The organism is Nocardia sp. BMG51109, from assembly GCF_000526215.1.
Lineage (GTDB): Bacteria > Actinomycetota > Actinomycetes > Mycobacteriales > Mycobacteriaceae > Nocardia.
This window is the reverse complement of the sequence record NZ_JAFQ01000004.1, coordinates 2790227-2808564: the sequence shown is the minus strand read 5'-3', so window position 1 is coordinate 2808564 and position 18338 is coordinate 2790227. Positions and strand designations below refer to the sequence as shown.

Here is an 18338-nt window from a genome sequence, read left to right as displayed (position 1 = left end):
CATGCCGGAACAGTCCGTCACCCATGCCACGTTCACGATCGAACGCGACTACCCCGCCGCCCCGGATCGGGTCTTCGCGGCCTGGCCCGACCCGGCCACCAAGGCGCGCTGGTTCGCCGGCGGCACGCACGACGGCCACGAACTCGGCTTCGAGACCACCTACCAGGAGATCGTTCCGGACGAGCGGATCGTCTACACCTCGGCACCGAGCACCGGCGGCACGGTGGCCACGGTATCCCTGACGACGGTGGAATTCGTTGCCGCCGAGGACGGTACGCGCCTCGTTCTCACCGCCTATCTCGACGGCCACGAGCAGCCCGCCCGGCGCGAGCAGGGCACCGGTGACCAGCTCGACGCTCTCGGCAAGGAACTCGCCGCCCGATGAGCGTTCCGCCGCCTCAGATCGCGGTCTGCGGACCGCGCGACTGCACCGATGCCGACGCCGGCCGGGCCGCCGAGGCCGGTCGGCTGCTGGCCGAGGCCGGCGCGACCGTCCTCTGCGGCGGCGGCACCGGAGTCATGGCAGCCGTCGCCGAAGGCGCCTCGCGCGCAGGCGGTCTCGTGATCGGGATCCGCCCCGACACCGACCGCTCCACCGCCTGCGCCGGACTGTCCGCGGTGCTCTACACCGGCATGGGCGAGGCCCGCAACGCCATCCTGGTGTCCTCCGCCGACGCCGTCATCGTCATCGGCGGCTCCTGGGGCACCCTCTCCGAGCTGGCCCTCGCCCGTCGCCGCGGCATTCCCGTTGTCTCCCTGGGCGGTTGGCAGATCCTCGACGAAGACGGCAACCCGCTCGCCGCGACCATCGCCGTCCCCGATCCCGCCGCCGCCGTTGCCGCGGCACTGCCCGGGGGAATGCCGCCGGCGGGATAGTGGAGGGAAGGAACTTCGCCACCGTAGCCACGCTCGATACGGAATCCGCCGGAGACGCGAATCAGTACGGTGACGACACGTCTCTCATCCTGGCAGCACGGTCGACGACACGATCGGCCGCGCTCGCGATCGCCTCGACGAGGTCGACGGCACCTTGCACGGCCGTCACCAGGCCGACGCCCTGGCCCGCCCAGACGGGTACGGCCGACAGGTCGTTGCGGGCCGCCAGATCCTGGTATTCGCCCCGGGCCTCGGTGTCTTCGCGGAGTTCGTCGTCCCGGCCGCGCCACTTGTCGAGAAACTCGTTGCGCAGGGTTCGCGCCGGGTACCGGTCCGGCCATGCCGAGCCGCGGGCGATATCGAGGGTGCGGTTGCGCTCGGTGTCTCGCCCCTCGGCCGCGAGTAGTGCCTCGACCTCCTCCGCCGATGTCAGCGCCTCCGAGGTGGCCTCGAATCCGGTGCCGATCAACGCTCCCGCCGCGCCCAGCGCCAGCGCGGCGGCGAGCCCGCGGCCATCGGCGATGCCCCCGGCCGCGAGAACCGGTGTGGCACCGGCAAGATCGACCACCGCGGGCACGAAAGACATGGTGCCGATGGCGTTCCCGCCGCTGTGCCCGCCCGCGTCACCGCCTTGGGCGACGATGATGTCGGCGCCCGCGTCCAGCGCCCGCCGGGCCTCGTCGAGATCGGTGACCTGCAGGATCAGTTTCGCGCCCGACGCCCGGATCCTCTCCGCGAACGGCATCGGATCGCCGAACGACAGCAGTACGGCCGCGGGCCCGAACTCCAGCGCCCACGCGACCGTGTCGACGTCCACCGCCCAGCTCAAAAAGCCGATACCCCAGGGCTTCTCGGTCACCGATCGGACCAGCCGCAGCTCCGGCTCGACGCCACCGCGTACACCGGCGCCACCACCGATCAGTCCGAGACCGCCCGCCTCCGACACCGCACCCGCCAGCGCACCGCCGGCCACGCCTCCCATCGGTGCCGAGACGATCGGATGAGCAATCCCCAGGTGTTCGGTAAAGGCCGTCCGTAGTGTCATGCCTCAGCCTGACACGACCCGGACCACACCCTGCCCGGTGCCCCCGGAGCCCACCATCCGGTAAGCCACCATGGGAAAGGGCCCGGAAATGACGGAAGGCCCCCAGCTGCTGCTGGAGGCCTCCCTCGAAGTATGTTCCGGCGGTGACCTACTCTCCCACACCCAGTCGAGTGCAGTACCATCGGCGCAGGCGAGCTTAGCTTCCGGGTTCGGAATGGGACCGGGCGTTTCCCCACCGCTATAACCACCGTAACACTATGAAACTATCCACCACCCACCACACACGCTCTGCCGAGCAGGCGGGGGTGTGGTGTGTTGTTTCAGAACACCGCACAGTGGACGCGTAGCACCTTCGTTCATAAGCCCTCGGCCTATTAGTACCGGTCACCTACACCCCTCACAGGGCTTCCAGCTCCGGCCTATCAACCCAATCATCTCTTGGGGACCTTAACCCCTCGAAGGGGGAAAGAAACCTCATCTTGGAACAGGCTTCCCGCTTAGATGCTTTCAGCGGTTATCCCTCCCGAACGTAGCCAACCAGCCATGCTCCTGGCGGAACAACTGGCACACCAGAGGTTCGTCCGTCCCGGTCCTCTCGTACTAGGGACAGCCTTCCTCAAGTTTCTCACGCGCGCGGCGGATAGAGACCGAACTGTCTCACGACGTTCTAAACCCAGCTCGCGTGCCGCTTTAATGGGCGAACAGCCCAACCCTTGGGACCAACTCCAGCCCCAGGATGCGACGAGCCGACATCGAGGTGCCAAACCATCCCGTCGATATGGACTCTTGGGGAAGATCAGCCTGTTATCCCCGGGGTACCTTTTATCCGTTGAGCGACACCGCTTCCACACGCCGGTGCCGGATCACTAGTCCCGACTTTCGTCCCTGCTCGACACGTCCGTCTCACAGTCAAGCTCCCTTGTGCACTTACACTCAACACCTGATTACCAACCAGGCCGAGGGAACCTTTGGGCGCCTCCGTTACCCTTTAGGAGGCAACCGCCCCAGTTAAACTACCCACCAGGCACTGTCCCTGAACCGGATCACGGCCCGAGGTTAGAAGCCCAATACGACCAGAGTGGTATTTCAACGACGACTCCACCCGAACTAGCGTCCAAGCTTCACAGTCTCCCACCTATCCTACACAAACCGTACCGAACACCAATACCAAGCTATAGTGAAGGTCCCGGGGTCTTTTCGTCCTGCCGCGCGTAACGAGCATCTTTACTCGTAATGCAATTTCGCCGAGCCTATGGTGGAGACAGCAGAGAAGTCGTTACGCCATTCGTGCAGGTCGGAACTTACCCGACAAGGAATTTCGCTACCTTAGGATGGTTATAGTTACCACCGCCGTTTACCGGGGCTTAAATTCTCAGCTTCACGGAACAAATCCGTTAACCGGTCCTCTTAACCTTCCGGCACCGGGCAGGCGTCAGTCCGTATACCTCGTCTTACGACTTCGCACGGACCTGTGTTTTTAGTAAACAGTCGCTTCTCTCTGGTCTCTGCGACCCACCCCAGCTCCCCGTGCAAGACGGTTCACCAGAACGGGCCCTCCTTCTCCCGAAGTTACGGAGGCATTTTGCCGAGTTCCTTCACCACAGTTCGCTCGATCGCCTTAGTATTCTCTACCTGACCACCTGTGTCGGTTTAGGGTACGGGCCGTGTACCAACTCACTAGAGGCTTTTCTCGACAGCATAGGATCACTGAATTCACCTCAACCGGCTACGCATCACCTCTCACCCTCCATGTGACACGGATTTGCCTATGTCACGGGCTACAGGCTTACACCCGGTAATCCACCACCGGGCCCAGCTACCTTCCTGCGTCACCCCATCGCTTGACTACTACAACCAGGATCCCGTGCATCCCTCTTGGGTCCCCCGAAGGAGATCCCGCCAGTTCAGGACGGTTAGCACAGCTGATTCGCCATTGGGCGCGGATACACGGGTACGGGAATATCAACCCGTTGTCCATCGACTACGCCTGTCGGCCTCGCCTTAGGTCCCGACTCACCCTGGGCGGAATAACCTGGCCCAGGAACCCTTGGTCATCCGGCGGACGAGTTTCTCACTCGTCTTTCGCTACTCATGCCTGCATTCTCACTCCCACAGCCTCCACACCTGGATCACTCCGGCGCTTCCCTGGCTGCAGGACGCTCCCCTACCCACCCAGCCGACTAGCCCGAAGGCGATCATATGACTGAGTGCCGCGGCTTCGGCGGTGTACTTGAGCCCCGCTACATTGTCGGCGCAGGACCACTTGACCAGTGAGCTATTACGCACTCTTTCAAGGATGGCTGCTTCTAAGCCAACCTCCTGGTTGTCTCAGCGATCCCACATCCTTTTCCACTTAGTACACGCTTAGGGGCCTTAGCCGGCGATCCGGGCTGTTTCCCTCTCGACCACGAAGCTTATCCCCCGCAGTCTCACTGCCACGCTCTCACACACCAGCATTCGGAGTTTGGCTGACTTCAGTAAGCTTGTAGGCCCCCTAGGCCACCCAGTAGCTCTACCTCCGGTGTGAAACACGCAACGCTGCACCTAAATGCATTTCGGGGAGAACCAGCTATCACAGAGTTTGATTGGCCTTTCACCCCTACCCACAACTCATCCCCTCAGTTTTCAACCTAAGTGGGTTCGGGCCTCCACAACATCTTACTGCTGCTTCACCCTGGCCATGGGTAGATCACTCCGCTTCGGGTCCATGACATGCGACTCCACCGCCCTCTTCGGACTCGCTTTCGCTACGGCTCCCCCACACGGGTTAACCTCGCCACACACCAATGACTCGCAGGCTCATTCTTCAAAAGGCACGCCATCACCCAACAAGTGAGCTCTGACGGATTGTAAGCGCCCGGTTTCAGGTACTATTTCACTCCCCTCCCGGGGTACTTTTCACCTTTCCCTCACGGTACTAGTCCGCTATCGGTCACCAGGTAGTATTCAGGCTTACCGGGTGGTCCCGGCAGATTCACAGCAGATTCCACGGGCCCGCTGCTACTCGGGTATCTCCCACGACAGGGAACATGTTTTCGCTTACCGGACTCTCACCGTCTACGGTCGGCCATCCCAGACCAATTCAGCTAACACGAACCTTTCTGACTGTCGCCCATCACGGCAGTGATGAGAAGAAAGACCCCACAACCCCGGCCATGCAACGACTGCCGCCTATCACACATAACCGGTTTAGCCTCATCCGCTTTCGCTCGCCACTACTCACGGAATCACAATTGTTTTCTCTTCCTGCGGGTACTGAGATGTTTCACTTCCCCGCGTTCCCTCCACACACCCTATACATTCAGATGCGGGTAACACGACATCACTCGTGCTGGGTTTCCCCATTCGGAAATCCTCGGATCTCAGCTCGGTTGACAGCTCCCCGAGGCATATCGCAGCCTCCCACGTCCTTCATCGGCTCCTGGTGCCAAGGCATCCACCGAACGCTCTTACACACTTACAAACAAAGATGCTCGCGTCCACTGTGCAGTTCTCAAACAACACACCCGACCCGGAACAACCCGACGCCAGACCAGGAACACATCCTGCGGTACGAACCGGAGATCCGAGCGGATCCATTTTTTGCCTAGAAGAAACACCGCGTGTTCCCTCAGGACCCAACAGTGTGTCGACTACATCCCCGAACCCGGATCCATCAAGACCCGAGCCTCACCGAGGCGCATGCCAGCGTTCCACCCATGAGCAACCACCGGAAGACACATGCTCCCGTAATGGCCTCTGCCAGAAGAACTCCCACCGACGCGGAAGCCTCACTGGAGAATGCTCCTTAGAAAGGAGGTGATCCAGCCGCACCTTCCGGTACGGCTACCTTGTTACGACTTCGTCCCAATCGCCGATCCCACCTTCGACAGCTCCCTCCCACAAGGGGTTAGGCCACCGGCTTCGGGTGTTACCGACTTTCATGACGTGACGGGCGGTGTGTACAAGGCCCGGGAACGTATTCACCGCAGCGTTGCTGATCTGCGATTACTAGCGACTCCAACTTCACGGGGTCGAGTTGCAGACCCCGATCCGAACTGAGACCGGCTTTAAGGGATTCGCTCCACCTCACGGTATCGCAACCCTCTGTACCAGCCATTGTAGCATGTGTGAAGCCCTGGACATAAGGGGCATGATGACTTGACGTCGTCCCCACCTTCCTCCGAGTTGACCCCGGCAGTCTCCCGCGAGTCCCCAACACGACTTGCTGGCAACACGGGACAAGGGTTGCGCTCGTTGCGGGACTTAACCCAACATCTCACGACACGAGCTGACGACAGCCATGCACCACCTGTACACCAACCACAAGGGGGGCCACATCTCTGCAGCTTTCTGGTGTATGTCAAACCCAGGTAAGGTTCTTCGCGTTGCATCGAATTAATCCACATGCTCCGCCGCTTGTGCGGGCCCCCGTCAATTCCTTTGAGTTTTAGCCTTGCGGCCGTACTCCCCAGGCGGGGCGCTTAATGCGTTGGCTACGGCACGGAGCCCGTGGAAGGAACCCCACACCTAGCGCCCACCGTTTACGGCGTGGACTACCAGGGTATCTAATCCTGTTCGCTACCCACGCTTTCGCTTCTCAGCGTCAGTTACTGCCCAGAGACCCGCCTTCGCCACCGGTGTTCCTCCTGATATCTGCGCATTTCACCGCTACACCAGGAATTCCAGTCTCCCCTGCAGTACTCTAGCCCGCCCGTATCGACCGCAAGCGTGCAGTTGAGCTACACGTTTTCACGATCGACGCGACGAACCGCCTACAAGCTCTTTACGCCCAGTAATTCCGGACAACGCTCGCACCCTACGTATTACCGCGGCTGCTGGCACGTAGTTGGCCGGTGCTTCTTCTACAGGTACCGTCAGTTCCCCTTCGTCCCTGTCGAAAGCGGTTTACAACCCGAAGGCCGTCATCCCGCACGCGGCGTCGCTGCATCAGGCTTCCGCCCATTGTGCAATATTCCCCACTGCTGCCTCCCGTAGGAGTCTGGGCCGTGTCTCAGTCCCAGTGTGGCCGGTCGCCCTCTCAGGCCGGCTACCCGTCGTCGCCTTGGTAGGCCATTACCCCACCAACAAGCTGATAGGCCGCGGGCCCATCTCGCACCGATAAATCTTTCCACCACACCCCATGCGAGGCACGGTCCTATCCGGTATTAGACCCAGTTTCCCAGGCTTATCCCAGAGTACGAGGCAGATCACCCACGTGTTACTCACCCGTTCGCCACTAATCCACCCGAAGGCTTCATCGTTCGACTTGCATGTGTTAAGCACGCCGCCAGCGTTCGTCCTGAGCCAGGATCAAACTCTCCGTTGAAGACTCTCAACCACACCCCGAAAAGGGGTGTAATCGGAAGTAACTCTCGAACCAGGAGTCCGAAAACCTAACTAAAACGCCAGCCGGAATTAAGCTGACTAAAAAACAATGCCCTGCCCTCACACGGGGGTATGAGAACAGGAACCAAAAAATATTTGGCACTGACATTCATCGACACACTATTGAGTTCTCAAAGAACACACGCACACACCATCTCCCAGGCATCCGCCCGCTCGATCATGAGGCAACTTTCCCAGCTTAGCTCAGCCATCCACCCCGAACCAAATCAGAGTCTCAACCGAACCAGTGTGACCATCAGGCGCTCCCCGTCCAACCTCGTGTCCCCGCCTCACAGCCGGGTCGGCGTCCGTGTCGCTCTGACCTGGAATAAGTTACGTGCCAATCGCTTTCAGTGTCAAATCGCCTGGTCATACGGCCAAGCGGCAAGATCGGGACAACGCGGGAGCGGGGGTCGACCCGGAAACAGAGCCGACCTTCGCGCACCGACGGACGCTGTCAGTTGTCGCAGAGCTTGACCCATTTCGTCTCGCGGTACCGGTTGTCGACCACGAACAGCCCCGCGTCGTCCTCGAACGGGACGGCGATATCGAAATCGCCCGCGCGGTACATCAACCACTTGTCGCCGGTCGCGTGCAACAGCTGAGCATCCTCGGCTCCTTCGAGGAAGCCGGAGAAGTTCAGCGTGTGGCTCTCGTTGGAGACGTCGCCGTCGGAGTCCAGCGACGCGTACTGGTAGGTCTGCGCGGAGAACCATCCCCAGGGCTTCACCGAACCCGAGCACGTCACGCTCTCGGAGCCCGAGACGGCTCGTGCAGATCCGGCGCCCAGCACGTGTGCCGTGGCCACGGCGATCAGAGCGAACGCGGCGATCAGAGTCTTCTTCATCTTTCCCACCCACTCGGTGATGGGCCCTGTGCCCATCGCCGACGACGCTACGAACGACGCCTTGGGCCGGACTTACGGAAGCCCTAACAACGGCCGGCGGCCGGTTCACTCCGGAGAGTGAACCGGCCGCCGGTTCGAAAGGGGTTGCCGGAAGGCAGGACTCAGAAGTCCATGCCACCCATGCCGCCGGTCGGGTCGCCCGCCGGGGCGGCCTGCTTCTCCGGCTTGTCGGCGACGACCGCCTCGGTGGTGAGGAACAGCGCCGCGATCGAGCCCGCGTTCTGCAGGGCCGAACGGGTCACCTTCACCGGGTCGGCGACGCCGGCCACCAGCAGGTCCTCGTAGTCGCCGGTGTCGGCGTTGAGGCCCTGGCCCTTCGGCAGGCCCGCGACCTTCTCCGCCACCACGCCGGGCTCGAGGCCGGCGTTGAAGGCGATCTGCTTCAGCGGCGCGGCCAGCGCGACCTTCACTATGTTCGCGCCGGTGGCCTCGTCACCGGTCAGCTTCAGGTCGTCCAGAGCCGGGCCGGCCTGCAGCAGCGCCACGCCACCACCGGGGACGATGCCCTCCTCGACGGCGGCCTTGGCGTTGCGCACCGCGTCCTCGATGCGGTGCTTGCGCTCCTTGAGCTCCACCTCGGTGGCGGCGCCGGCCTTGATCACCGCGACACCGCCGGCCAGCTTGGCCAGGCGCTCCTGCAGCTTCTCGCGGTCGTAGTCCGAGTCCGAGTTCTCGATCTCGGTGCGGATCTGCGCGACCCGGCCCTGGATGGCGTCGGCGTCGCCGGCACCGTCGACGATGGTGGTCTCGTCCTTGGTGACGACCACCTTGCGGGCCTGGCCCAGCAGGTCCACGGTGGCGTTCTCCAGGTTGAGGCCGACCTCTTCGCTGATGACCTCGCCACCGGTCAGGATGGCGATGTCGGCCAGCTGCGCCTTGCGGCGGTCGCCGAAGCCCGGGGCCTTCACGGCGACGGACTTGAAGGTGCCGCGGATCTTGTTGACCACCAGGGTGGACAGGGCCTCGCCCTCGACGTCCTCGGAGATGATCAGCAGCGGCTTACCGGCCTGGATGACCTTCTCCAGCAGCGGGAGCAGGTCCTTGACGGTGGAGACCTTCGAGCCGACCAGCAGGATGTACGGATCCTCGAGGACCGCTTCCTGACGCTCCGGGTCGGTCACGAAGTAACCGGAGATGTAGCCCTTGTCGAAGCGCATGCCCTCGGTGAGCTCCAGCTGGAGACCGAAGGTGTTGCTCTCCTCGACGGTGATGACGCCTTCCTTGCCGACCTTGTCCATGGCCTCGGCGATCAGCTCACCGATGGACTGGTCACCCGCCGAGATGGCGGCGGTGGCGGCGATCTGCTCCTTGGTCTCGACCTCCTTGGCCGATTCGAGCAGGCGGTTGGTGACGGCCTCGACGGCCTTCTCGATGCCGCGCTTCAGGCCCAGCGGGTTCGCACCGGCCGCGACGTTGCGCAGGCCCTCGCGCACCAGCGCCTGGGCGAGCACGGTGGCGGTGGTGGTGCCGTCACCGGCGACGTCGTCGGTCTTCTTGGCGACTTCCTTGACCAGCTCGGCGCCGATCTTCTCGTAAGGGTCCTCCAGCTCGATCTCCTTGGCGATGGACACGCCATCGTTGGTGATCGTGGGGGCACCCCACTTCTTCTCCAGAACGACGTTGCGACCCTTGGGGCCCAGCGTCACCTTGACAGCGTCGGCGAGGCTGTTCAGACCCCGCTCGAGGCCGCGGCGGGCCTCTTCGTCGTACGCAATCGTCTTGGCCATTGCGAAGTGATCCTCCAGGATTGGGGGTGACACGATGCTGGCCAGGCTCGGTGCCCGCGACGGACGAGCAGGTGTGTCGTGGCTCCCGCTCTCACCGTCCCGACCTGGCACTCACAGGTCGAGAGTGCCAGTCCCTTTCTAGCACTCAGGGGTGTCGACTGCAAGGTCAGGGGTGGCGACTCCGGGCAGCGGTTATGAGGCTAGGTGGTATCGGTGACGCGCAGCGCCAGAGCGAGGAAGGCATCGGTGCGCCGCTCGTCCGGGGAGCGCGGCTCCCCTCGTTCGACCGTGACCTGCTCGGCGTCGTGCAACAGGAGCTCCGCCTCGATGCGCATGATGGCGCGAATGAACGGCGGGGCCACCTCCGGAGGGAGATCCCCGTTGACGATGTAGCTACCGTCCGGACCGTCCTCGGTTTGCACATAGGAAAGTGCGCGCAGCAGGTCAGCGCGCAATTCCCCCGCGATTAGGTCGGAATCCACGTCATCCGCCATAGCCACATCGTATCTTGACAACCCTTGTAGAACTCACATCCGGGTCATACAGTACGGACGTACGGTTTGAGAACGCGACCTCTGGAGCCGCCCATGTGGGATCCGCAGCAGTATCTGGCCTTCGATGATCACCGCTCCCGACCCTTCTTCGAGCTGCTCGGGCGCATCGGCGCCGAGCGGCCGCGGCGCGTCGTCGACCTGGGATGCGGACCCGGACACCTGACCGGCGCCCTCGGCGACCGCTGGCCGGACGCGGTGGTGGAGGCGTCGGATTCCGCGCCGCAGATGGTCGCCGCCGCCCGGGCCCGCGGCGTGCACGCCACGCTGCTGGATGTCCGCGAGTGGGAGCCCGAGCCGGACACCGATGTGGTGGTCTGCAACGCGGTGCTGCAGTGGGTGCCCGGACACCCGGCGCTGCTGACCGACTGGGCGGCGAAGCTACCGTCGGGGGCGTGGCTGGCCGTCCAGGTGCCGGGCAATTTCGATGCCCCGTCGCATCGGTGCATCCGGGAGCTGGCCGGGCGGGACAACTGGCGGGAGCGCCTGGCGGCGACCGGCGTCCTGGAGGAGCGCGCGGTCCTCGACCCGACCGGCTACGCCACCGTACTGGCCGAGGCGGGCTGCGCCGTCGACGCCTGGGAGACAACCTATGTCCAGCGCCTGACCGGGGACGACCCGGTGCTGAAGTGGGTTTCGGGTACGGCGCTACGGCCGATCCGCGACGCCCTGGACGACGCGGAGTGGGACCGGTTCGTCGCCGAACTGGCCCCGCTGCTGCGCGCCGCCTACCCCGGACAGCCCGACGGCACCACCTGGCTGCCGTTCCGCCGCGTCTTCACCGTCGCCCGCACGCCCTGACCCGGTCGGGGCACACGGCTAGTTCTGGCACACCGATTCGAGGATCTGCGACCGCACCCCGCTGCCCTTCTGGATCGCGTTGAAATCGGCCTCCTCCCGAGTGCGGCCCCACCCGGAGGTGTAGCGGTGGTTCCCGTCCGGCTCACCGTCGTCGTCGAGGCTGTCGGACCGGACCACCGCTGCGCACCATCCGGAGCCGACCCGCACCTTCCAGCCGCAGTCGCCGCCGGTGGTGTACGGCCCGGACGAACCCGTCGGCGGATGGGCGACCACCGGATTCCGCTCGTTGCACGCGGCGACCGCGTCGTTCTGGGCATCCTCCGCCGAGGCCCGGTCCCGGACCGATGCCCAGGCGCCGTTCGATGTCGATACCGCGATCGCGGCGTACCGGGTGTCGTCCGCGGAGGCGGAGGCCGTCGAGAAGGCGACCCCGGCGGCGACCGTCGCGGCAACGATGCCGACCCGGGCGAACGACGCGGCGGAACCCGAAGCGATAATTTTCATGGTCGCAGCATGTTTCGTCGGCCTTGCCGAAAGCTTAAGAAACACAGTGCTTCTCGCAGTCGGCTCGGCGGAACGACCGAAACGGACGGGGACTCTTCACCTCTCGTCGGCGGTGGGACGGTCTCGCACCGGATCGTCACCGGCTCGCGGTCGGCGGCTCCGGTGGCGACGGCGGGCTCGGGGCGGCCGGGGGCGCGGGCGGCGCCGGGGCGGCCGGGGGCTGGGGTGGTGTCGGAGCGACGGGAGCAGGCGGTGTCGGAGCGACGGGAGCAGGCGGAGCCTCTGCCGCGGTGACGAAGTCGGCCAGCTGCGCGACGATGTCCGCCTCTACCTCCGCCTTGCGCAGGCCGAGACCGGACAGCACGCCGGCGCCGTCCTCCTGCTCCAGCAGGGCGAGCAGCATATGTTCGGTGCCGATGTAGTTGTGGCCCAGGCGAAGTGCCTCGCGGAAGGTCAGCTCCAGGGCCTTGCGTGCGGCGGCGCCGAAGGGAATCAGAGCGGGGAGATCATCGACGGCCGGAGGAAGTGCCGCCGTGGCGACCCGGCGTACCGCCTCCAGCGTGACACCCTTGGCGACGATCGCATGGGCCGCCAGGCTGTTCGGCTCGGAGAGCAGCCCGAGCACCAGATGTTCCGTCTGGATCTCGGGGTTGCCGGCACTCCGCGTCTCCTCCTGGGAGGCGACGACGACCGCGCGGGCCCGCGAGGTGAATCGCGCGAACCCCGCGTTGGGATCCATTGCCGGGTCGGCCGGCGACTTGGGGACGAACCGCTTCTGGGCGGCCTGCTTGCTGACCCCCATGCTGTCGCCGATATCGGTCCACGAGGCGCCGGTGCGGCGGGCCTGGTCGACGAAGTGGCCGATCAGATGATCGGCCACCTCGCCCAGGTGCCCGCCGACGACCACCGCGTCGGAGAGTTGCTCCAGCACGTTGTCGGGACGCGCCTTCTTGATGCCCTCGATCAGGTCGTCGAGGCGTACGTTGATACTGTCTGCCATGCGTCAACAATAGGTTGACGATGCCGCAATCGTCAACAGGTAGTTGACTTGTCTCACGCGGGGTCGGCGGCCGCACGGCGCCCGGCGGCGTGCGTCGTGCCGATCAGTTCGGCGCGGTCGCCGACGGGACGGCGGGCTCGGTCGCGGCGCCGGTGGACGCCTCCGGTGCGCTCGATTCCGCCGGACCGCCACGTAGCTCGCCGGGCAGCGTGATGTGCGGCAACGGAATACGCGGCAGTCGATGTTCGGTGGTCGTCGGCGGTGCGGTCGTGGTGGCCGGCGCATTTCTGCGCAGTTCGTTACCGCCCGAACCGGTATCCGGATCGCAGGCCGCGATCGGCGCGACCAGAGCACCGGCGGCCAGCACCGCAATGACCAATTTCTGCACGAGATCTCCCACCGATCGGGCGCCACTCCAGTCGCGGCGCATGCGAAAACGGTGCGCCGCAGGGCTTATCGACTGCCTAAGGATCGGTAAACGCCACGCCCGCGCCCGGCCACTGCGGACGGCGAAAGGCCGTGCTACAAGCTACTTTTCGGCAGGCTACTCTTCGGCGATGCCGATGGCGACCGCCACCGGTGTCTCGGCCCGGCTCTCGGCCAGGCACACCAGTTTCGCGGTGCCCAGTGCGACATTCGGGCTGCCCTCGAACTTCGAACCCGGGTTCTCCGCGAGCACCTGCTCCATCGTCGACTTCTCGGCCTCGGTGTCGAGGTTCTTGAACTCGGAGCACGGCGTCCGCGAGGCCGGGCCCAGCGCGGCATATTCGGAGGAGGGTGCGGTGGTGGGGCCATCGGTCGAGGGTTCGGCGGCCGCAGTGGTCGCCGAGGGGGCGGGGGCGGACGAGGTGGCGGTGCTGGGCGGCGCGTTCCTGCGCAGTCCGGCGGCGTCGGTGCCCGAGTCGTCACCGCCGCAGGCGGTGGGTCCCAGTGCCAGCGCGCACAGCGCGACGGCGATCGCCGAATGTCGTTTCATGGACGTCTATCCCCGGTGTTCGCAAGCGCCGGTTCGGTCCGGCGCGCGTCGCAGCGTACCGGGCGGGAGGCGGGATTGGAAACCCGGCGGAGGCGTCAGTGAATCCGTTTCTGCCAATCGCGCGGCACCCGGTCACGCGGCCCCGGCACGGTCTGGTCGAGCGGATGATGCTGGGGCGGCGCGAGTTCGGGTCCCTCGTCGAATACCTCGCCGGTCCGGAAGTTCCAGAACCATGCCTCGCCCGGCTCGTAGCTCTGCGTGAACGGATGCCCGGTCACGGCGAAATGCTTGGTGGCGTGCTGCGCCGGGGAGGAGTCGCAGCACCCCACGTGCCCGCACTGGGCACAGCGGCGCAGATGCACCCACCAGCCCTGGTCCGCTTCGCATTCCGCGCAACCCGGGCCGCTCGGCGGCACCGCCGGGTCGATGCCCTCGATCGCCTGCGACATCACTCACCTCCAGAATTCGGTTGCGCCGCTCGACCTTCGATGTTCTCCTCCGCGTCGTTCCCGCGTCCGGCGGGATGCAGCGGCAGCCGGACGATGAACCGGGTGTCACCGGGCGCCGACTCGACCCGGATATCGCCACCGTGTTTCTTCACCACGATCCGGAACGAGATATCCAGTCCCAGACCGGTTCCCTCGCCGACCGGCTTGGTGGTGAAGAAGGGTTCGAAGATCCGGCTCCGGATATCGTCCGGCACGCCGGGACCCGTATCGCAGATCTCGACCGCGGCACAGTCGTTCTCGTGATAGGTGCGGACGGTGAGCGTACCCCGGCCGTCCATCGCGGCGACCGCGTTGTCCACCAGATTGGTCCACACCTGATTCAATTCCGCTGCGTAGCAAGGTACTTCGGGCAGGGCGTGATCGTACTCCTTGACCACCTCGATGCCGTCGCCGATCTTGCGGCCCAGCATCACCAGGGTGCTGTCGAGCAGTTCGTGGATATCGACCACCTGGAACGGCGCCCGGTCCATCTGCGAATACTGCCGGGCCGCGTCGACCAGCGACGAGATCCGGACGGTCGAGTCGGTGATCTCGTTCATCAGCAGTTCGGTCTCGACGGTGTAGTTCAGCCACCGGATCGCACCCTCGAACACACCGGCGTCGCACCCCTCCAGCGTGGCCGCCACCCGCTCCAGCCAGGCGGTGTCGAAGCCCGCCTGCACGAAGGTCGGCGCGATATCCCAGCCGTTGGCGATGCCGCGGTCGGCAAGCCAGTCGCCGAGTTCGTCCTCGCGGTCGGCGGCCTCCAGCGTGGTCAGCGTCGGGGCCTTGGCGACCTGGGTGGCCGCCTCCTCCTGCAACTGCACCATCGCGTCCAGCGCCGACGAGTCGAACGTGCCGTGCGCCATCATCTTCAGCTTGTGCCGCATCCCGGCGACCCGGTCGCGCAGCGACGAGGTGGCCCGGACCGCGGCGGCGGCCGGATTGTTCAGCTCGTGGGTCAGCCCGGCCGACAACGACCCCAGCGCCAGCAGCCGCTCGCGCTGGCCGATGATCTCGTTGGCGTTGCGGTTGCCGAAGAACACGCCCTCAAGCAGGTGCAGCGCCATCGGGAACCACTCCTGCATCATCCGCGCGAAGGTGCCGGCGTCGAGCACGAAGAACGTCGACGGCCTGGTCACCGTCAGCGTGCCGACGTAGTTCTCCTCGGCCTTGTCACCCATGTAGGCGGTCCAGGCGCCGGCATAGGAACCGCGGTGATCGGTGCGTACCAGCTCGATCTCCTCGCCGGCGGACAGCTTGGTCAGCACGACCTCGCCGTCCATCAGCACGTAGAAGCAGGTCGCGGCGTCGCCCTCGCGATACACCGTGCCCGGCTCGAAATGCCGTACCCGCCCGTCCCGGCACAGCCACGCCAGCTGCTCGTCGTCGAGCTTCTCGAACAGGAACAGCGTGCGCAGTTCCTCGGGATCACACATCACATCGGTGTCCGCCGCCTGGTCGGCGACCGCTTCCTCGGCCACGGTGCCACCTCCTACTGTTTCGCGATGTATCGGTGGACGAGCATGACCGCCATCGCGCCCTCGCCCACGGCGGACGCGACCCGTTTCGCCGACTCCGCGCGCACGTCGCCGGCCACGAACACTCCCGGAACGCTGGTCTCCAGGTGATGCGGCGGGCGCGGCAGCTCCCAGCCGGCCGGGCGGTTGCCGTCGACCAGCAGATCCGGGCCGGCCAGCACGTATCCGGCCGCGTCGCGAACCACCAGGCCGTCGAGCCAGTCGGTCTCCGGTGCGGCGCCGATGAACAGGAACAACCGCTCCGCGTCCGCCTTTTCTTCCACCCCGGTGGCGTTGTTGCGCAGCACGATGCGCTCCAGGTGATCGTCGCCGTCGGCCGCGGCCACCTCGGTACAGGTGTGCACCTTGATGTTCGGGATCTGCTCGAGCTGCCGGACCAGATAATGCGACATCGACCGCTCCAGCGAGTCCGACCGCACGAGAATGTGCACCGTCTTCGCGTTGCGGGACAGGAACACCGCCGCCTGGCCGGCCGAATTCGCGCCGCCCACGATGTAGATCTCCCGGTCGGCGCAGTCGGCCGCCTCCGTCATGGCGGATCCGTAGTACACGCCGCGCCCGGTGAATTCGTCCACGCCCGGCGCCGGATGATGCCGGTAGTTGACGCCCGTGGCGATCAGCACGGAGTGCGCGGCGACGGCGCTGCCGTCGTCGAAGCGCACCATCCGGGCCGAACCGCACACCTCCAGTCCCACCACCCGGCGCGCGGTGATCAGCTCGGCGCCGAACTTGACCGCCTGCCGCCGCGCCCGATCGGCCAGCTGCGCTCCCGACAATCCGTCCGGAAAGCCGAGGTAGTTCTCGATGCGCGAACTCTGCCCGGCCTGGCCGCCGGTGGCGGTGCGTTCGACCAGCACCGTGCGCAGGCCCTCCGACGCGCCGTACACCGCGGCGCCCAGCCCGGCCGGTCCGCCGCCGACCACGATCAGGTCGTAGAAGTCGCCGACCGGGTCGGTGCTGAGACCGACGCTGCCGGCCAACTCGCTGTCCGAGGGTGTGATCAGCGCCTGCCCCGCGGCGTCGATCACCACCGGGCACTGGTCCTGCGTCGCGCCCGCCGCCTCCAGCAGCCGCGCACCCTCCGGCTCGTCGGCCAGATACCACCGGTACGGCAGCTGGTTGCGGGCCAGGAATTCGCGCACCTGCGAGCAGCGCGCCGACCAGCGGTGGCCGATCACCTTCGTCTCGTGCACCGGCCGGTGCTCATCGCCGCGCCATGCCTCCAGCAGCGCATCGATGACCGGGTACAGCTTCTCCTCCGGCGGATCCCACGGCTTGAGCAGATAGTGATCGAGGTCGACGACATTGATCGCCTCGATGGCCGCGTTGGTGTCGGCGTAGGCGGTCAACAGCACCCGGCGGGCGTACGGGTGCAGATCCATCGCCTGTTCCAGGAATTCGATGCCGTCCATCTCCGGCATCCGGTAATCGGCGATCAGCACGGCGACCGGCTGCCCCCGCAGTTTCATCTCGCGCAACGCGTCGAGCGCGGCGGGCCCCGATTCCGCCCGCAGAATCCGATAATCCGCCCCGTAGCGGCGCCTCAAGTCGCGGACCACGGCCCGGGAGACACCCGGATCGTCGTCGACGCTGAGTATTGCCGGCTTGGCGGCAGCTGGTGAAGTCACCTCGAAAGTATGGGGCGTCGGCGCACGTGTTCGCTCAGAGCCGATGGTGCTGGACCAGGTCCAGCTCGGTAGGGGTCAGCAGTCGTTCGAGCCGTTCCTCGCGTTCGGCGGCGGTACGTCTGGATCTCTCGCCGCGAGCCACCGCCGCGACGGCGGTGGCCTCGGATTCGGGGACCGGAAGGAGCGGAACGGAATCCGGATGCCTGCGGGGGAGGAGAAAGCGCAAATTCACGGCGGATCACCTCACGTCGGAAGAAACTCGGGCTCGGGTCGGCTACTTCGTCACCTCTCCCTCATCTATCTGCCATTGTGCGTCGGTTATTACGAGGAGGGGTAGCCCTCACATCAGAATGTGATCTAGTTGATTTTCAATCGGATGTGGTCCGCATCACCGGTCGCCGGTCACAACGGGGGCGCGACAGTAGGATTCCGATACCGAACACCCACCTCTCTCGGAGGCAGCGTTGCCGAACACTCTCGAAACCACCGTCGACATCTCCGCCGCACCGGAACGGGTCTGGGCGGTGGTGTCGGATCTGAAGCGGATGCCCGAATTCAGCCCGAACACCGTCCGCATGGTGCCGCTGGGCACCCTGGGCCCCGGCACCTGGACGGTCAACCTCAATCGGGACGGACGCAGGTACTACCCGACCACCTCGCGGATCGTCCGGTTCGAGCCGAACCGGACGTTCGCCTTCCGCATGAACGAGAACGCCACGGTGTGGAGCTTCACGCTGGAGCCCACCGAATCCGGCACCCGGCTGACCGAGCGGCGCGACGTTCCCAACGGTGTGCGCAAGCCGATTCGCCTGTTGATCGACAAGTTTCTCGGCGGCGAACAGCAGTTCGAGTCGAATCTGGTGCACGGTATGAACGAAACCCTCGGCAAGATCAAGACCGCCGCCGAGCGGAGCTGATTGCCGACGG

General features: G+C 65.3%; 15 protein-coding genes, 3 rRNA genes and 1 pseudogene. 4 read left to right on the top strand and 15 right to left on the bottom strand.

Features of this window, described 5'->3' with window-relative positions:
- Window position 1: 1 nt before the first annotated feature.
- Both D892_RS0114170 and D892_RS0114165 read left to right on the top strand, forming a co-directional pair.
- Complete coding sequence (locus tag D892_RS0114170; RefSeq protein ID WP_024801862.1) at window positions 2–385, top strand: SRPBCC domain-containing protein; 384 nt, start codon at window positions 2–4, stop codon at window positions 383–385.
- Window positions 382–876, top strand: coding sequence for an LOG family protein (locus D892_RS0114165; RefSeq protein ID WP_024801861.1), 495 nt, complete (start codon window positions 382–384; stop codon window positions 874–876). The genes D892_RS0114170 and D892_RS0114165 overlap by 4 nt, the downstream gene beginning before the upstream one ends.
- A 61-nt stretch (window positions 877–937) precedes the next feature.
- Here D892_RS0114165 and D892_RS0114160 read toward each other — a convergent pair whose 3' ends face one another.
- The 7 genes from D892_RS0114160 to D892_RS0114130 form a co-directional block, all read right to left on the bottom strand.
- Window positions 938–1921 carry a nitronate monooxygenase family protein gene (locus D892_RS0114160; protein ID WP_024801860.1) on the bottom strand — a complete coding sequence of 328 codons (984 nt, stop codon included), beginning with the start codon at window positions 1919–1921 and terminating at the stop codon, window positions 938–940.
- A 135-nt stretch (window positions 1922–2056) separates the two neighbouring features.
- Window positions 2057–2173: ribosomal RNA gene (gene rrf / locus D892_RS0114155) — 5S ribosomal RNA — on the bottom strand.
- 102 nt (window positions 2174–2275) lie between these two features.
- Window positions 2276–5384: ribosomal RNA gene (locus D892_RS0114150) — 23S ribosomal RNA — on the bottom strand.
- Window positions 5385–5712: 328 nt separating this feature from the next.
- Window positions 5713–7229: ribosomal RNA gene (locus D892_RS0114145) — 16S ribosomal RNA — on the bottom strand.
- Together the 16S, 23S and 5S rRNA genes form the textbook arrangement of a ribosomal RNA operon.
- Before the next feature lie 516 nt (window positions 7230–7745).
- Window positions 7746–8171: a hypothetical protein gene (locus tag D892_RS0114140; RefSeq protein ID WP_024801859.1), complete on the bottom strand. Its 426-nt coding sequence runs from the start codon at window positions 8169–8171 to the stop codon at window positions 7746–7748.
- Window positions 8172–8296: 125 nt separating this feature from the next.
- On the bottom strand, window positions 8297–9922 hold the full coding sequence (gene groL, locus D892_RS0114135; RefSeq protein WP_024801858.1) for a chaperonin GroEL: 1626 nt from the start codon (window positions 9920–9922) through the stop codon (window positions 8297–8299).
- A 200-nt stretch (window positions 9923–10122) separates the two neighbouring features.
- Window positions 10123–10416 (bottom strand): hypothetical protein, encoded by a 294-nt coding sequence (locus D892_RS0114130; RefSeq protein WP_024801857.1) that lies wholly within the window; start codon window positions 10414–10416, stop codon window positions 10123–10125.
- A gap of 93 nt (window positions 10417–10509) precedes the next feature.
- Between D892_RS0114130 and D892_RS0114125 the strand changes: the two genes are divergently transcribed.
- The gene (locus D892_RS0114125; RefSeq protein ID WP_024801856.1) at window positions 10510–11274 is read left to right on the top strand and encodes a trans-aconitate 2-methyltransferase; all 765 of its coding nucleotides are present in this window, start codon (window positions 10510–10512) and stop codon (window positions 11272–11274) included.
- A gap of 18 nt (window positions 11275–11292) precedes the next feature.
- On the opposite strand, the gene D892_RS0114120 is transcribed toward D892_RS0114125, so the two are convergent.
- The 8 genes and pseudogenes from D892_RS0114120 to D892_RS0114085 form a co-directional block, all read right to left on the bottom strand.
- On the bottom strand, window positions 11293–11778 hold the full coding sequence (locus D892_RS0114120) for a DUF4189 domain-containing protein (RefSeq protein ID WP_024801855.1): 486 nt from the start codon (window positions 11776–11778) through the stop codon (window positions 11293–11295).
- 286 nt (window positions 11779–12064) lie between these two features.
- Window positions 12065–12778 (bottom strand): annotated as a pseudogene (locus D892_RS0114115) (Clp protease N-terminal domain-containing protein); the annotation flags it as partial.
- A 103-nt stretch (window positions 12779–12881) separates the two neighbouring features.
- Entirely contained in the window at window positions 12882–13166 is a 285-nt protein-coding gene (locus D892_RS0114110; protein WP_156959508.1) for a hypothetical protein, read from the bottom strand.
- Between the two features lie 156 nt (window positions 13167–13322).
- Window positions 13323–13754, bottom strand: coding sequence for a hypothetical protein (locus D892_RS46660; protein ID WP_024801852.1), 432 nt, complete (start codon window positions 13752–13754; stop codon window positions 13323–13325).
- A 95-nt stretch (window positions 13755–13849) separates the two neighbouring features.
- On the bottom strand, window positions 13850–14203 hold the full coding sequence (locus D892_RS0114100) for a UBP-type zinc finger domain-containing protein (protein WP_024801851.1): 354 nt from the start codon (window positions 14201–14203) through the stop codon (window positions 13850–13852).
- Window positions 14203–15681 (bottom strand): ATP-binding protein, encoded by a 1479-nt coding sequence (locus tag D892_RS0114095; protein WP_051499667.1) that lies wholly within the window; start codon window positions 15679–15681, stop codon window positions 14203–14205. Before D892_RS0114095 ends, D892_RS0114100 begins: the two co-directional genes overlap by 1 nt.
- 56 nt (window positions 15682–15737) lie before the next feature.
- Window positions 15738–17411 (bottom strand): FAD-dependent oxidoreductase, encoded by a 1674-nt coding sequence (locus tag D892_RS0114090; RefSeq protein ID WP_024801849.1) that lies wholly within the window; start codon window positions 17409–17411, stop codon window positions 15738–15740.
- Window positions 17412–17445: 34 nt separating this feature from the next.
- Window positions 17446–17643, bottom strand: coding sequence for a hypothetical protein (locus D892_RS0114085; RefSeq protein WP_024801848.1), 198 nt, complete (start codon window positions 17641–17643; stop codon window positions 17446–17448).
- Window positions 17644–17875: 232 nt separating this feature from the next.
- Between D892_RS0114085 and D892_RS0114080 the strand changes: the two genes are divergently transcribed.
- The gene (locus D892_RS0114080; protein ID WP_024801847.1) at window positions 17876–18328 is read left to right on the top strand and encodes an SRPBCC family protein; all 453 of its coding nucleotides are present in this window, start codon (window positions 17876–17878) and stop codon (window positions 18326–18328) included.
- Window positions 18329–18338 lie beyond the last annotated feature (10 nt).

Bases quoted from the DNA above. Each gene is read 5' to 3' on its own strand.
- D892_RS0114170 (WP_024801862.1), top strand. From the start codon at position 2: ATGCCGGAACAGTCCGTCACCCATGCCACGTTCACGATCGAACGCGAC.
- D892_RS0114165 (WP_024801861.1), top strand. From the start codon at position 382: ATGAGCGTTCCGCCGCCTCAGATCGCGGTCTGCGGACCGCGCGACTGC.
- D892_RS0114160 (WP_024801860.1), bottom strand. From the start codon at position 1,921: ATGACACTACGGACGGCCTTTACCGAACACCTGGGGATTGCTCATCCG.
- D892_RS0114140 (WP_024801859.1), bottom strand. From the start codon at position 8,171: ATGGGCACAGGGCCCATCACCGAGTGGGTGGGAAAGATGAAGAAGACT.
- groL (WP_024801858.1), bottom strand. From the start codon at position 9,922: ATGGCCAAGACGATTGCGTACGACGAAGAGGCCCGCCGCGGCCTCGAG.
- D892_RS0114130 (WP_024801857.1), bottom strand. From the start codon at position 10,416: ATGGCGGATGACGTGGATTCCGACCTAATCGCGGGGGAATTGCGCGCT.
- D892_RS0114125 (WP_024801856.1), top strand. From the start codon at position 10,510: ATGTGGGATCCGCAGCAGTATCTGGCCTTCGATGATCACCGCTCCCGA.
- D892_RS0114120 (WP_024801855.1), bottom strand. From the start codon at position 11,778: ATGAAAATTATCGCTTCGGGTTCCGCCGCGTCGTTCGCCCGGGTCGGC.
- D892_RS46660 (WP_024801852.1), bottom strand. From the start codon at position 13,754: ATGAAACGACATTCGGCGATCGCCGTCGCGCTGTGCGCGCTGGCACTG.
- D892_RS0114100 (WP_024801851.1), bottom strand. From the start codon at position 14,203: ATGTCGCAGGCGATCGAGGGCATCGACCCGGCGGTGCCGCCGAGCGGC.
- D892_RS0114095 (WP_051499667.1), bottom strand. From the start codon at position 15,681: ATGTGTGATCCCGAGGAACTGCGCACGCTGTTCCTGTTCGAGAAGCTC.